This is a genomic window from Bartonella sp. AS69XJJH (genome assembly GCF_042195585.1).
GTDB lineage: Bacteria > Pseudomonadota > Alphaproteobacteria > Rhizobiales > Rhizobiaceae > Bartonella.
In genome coordinates, this window is the sequence record NZ_JBHIOO010000079.1 from 1 (window position 1) to 1564 (window position 1564).

Here is a 1564-nt window from a genome sequence, read left to right on the forward strand (position 1 = left end):
AGAGTACTCCACAAGAACTTAAACCTCATGTTAATGAACAAACGCAACCATTAGCACCCGCATCTCCAACACCGACTTCTGAACTGACAGATGCAGAGAAATTTTTACAGTCCAATACTTATAAGTTTTTTCAATCAGATGCGTATCAGAAGCTCAAAGATCTTTTTGCAGGTATGGCGGCAGCACCCACAGATGGTTCGGGATGGGATGCGCTTGCAAGTGGTGTGAAGCATCTTAATGAAGGTGATAAACAAAGAGGGCAGGTTAACCAGACTGTCGATTATTTAAAGTCCAAAGGCTACAGCGAAGAAGAAGCTGCTGTCATGGCACGGAATCCTCAAATGCTTAGTGCATTGCTAACAGGTGATACTTCTAAGTTACCTCTGGGGCATCAATGGTATACCAATCCACAGACAGGTGAACGTGAAGCGAGACCGATTAAAGGGTCTCTACAGGAACTTGAGTATAATCAGAAAAAACGAGACATAGAAGAGTGGGAAATAAATAAGAGAGAGGCTGCTGATAGAGCAGCATATGAAATTAATAATACTGTGGGTGCAATTGATAAGGCTCTTGATATTATAGAGAAGAATCCCAAACGGGCTACAGGTACGATTGGTTCTGTAGCTCAAATTTTACCAACGACTGATGCAAGAACTTTAAAAAATCAATTAAAACAACTTGAAGGTGGTATCTTTAATCAAGTGATTGCAGGGATTAAAGCGCAAAGTAAGAATGGAACCGTAGGTGTTGGACCGTTATCTAATGAAGAAAGCAGGCGAATAGTAGAATCTTATGGTTCTTTAGATATTAGCGATAACCCAGAAGAATTATATCAAAGGCTTTTAAATATTAAATATATGTTTGATCGTTTTAAAGAACTGAATGATGAGGAAATTTATAGGTTATCGAGAGGAATGGAAGTAAGACGGCGTAAAAAAGACGCTTCTCAATCTTTTACTAATCAGTCGATGTCGCAAAGAGGTGTTGAAAACTTGCCAACTATAAGTAGCAGAGAAGACATTAAAAAACTTTCTATTGGAGATAGAGCATCCATTCGGCACGGTAACGATATGTATGAAATTATTAGGGATAGATAAATGGTCCATTATAATAATACTCATCAAGATTTTCCAGATTTTGGTTCTGGAATAAGAGTTATACGCCGTATCCCTAAAGATGAATACGAAACATCACCCCAACATCCCGAAATAAGTGGGAGTGAAGCTTTTTGGAACTCTTTAAAGCATGGTTTGAGTTTTAATTTAGATGATGAAATTGCGGGGATCACAGCGGCAGGACGTGATTCTGATGATGAGTTGGCAATAAAGGCTTTTGCGAAGGGGCTTATCAACTATTGGACTGGAGATAAGAAAACCATAGAAAAATATGAGAAAGAAGCTAATAGAATACGTGATTATTATCGTAGGATGAGTGATCAACATTATTGGACTTCTTTTGCTGGAAATGCTTTAGGGTCGGCAATCCCTTCACTTGCGACTTTAGGGGGAGGATTATTAGCCTCAGGAGCACGCTTTGTAGCGCCTACACTTGCAAGGAATGT

General features: G+C 39.2%; 1 protein-coding gene and 1 pseudogene. Both read left to right on the forward strand.

The features are described 5' to 3' along the window. On the forward strand, positions 1-1100 hold a 1100-nt coding region (locus tag ACFIK6_RS09725), incomplete at its 5' end, for a hypothetical protein (protein ID WP_375677599.1). Further along, positions 1101-1564, forward strand: a pseudogene (locus tag ACFIK6_RS09730) (hypothetical protein); the annotation flags it as partial. It lies immediately after the preceding gene.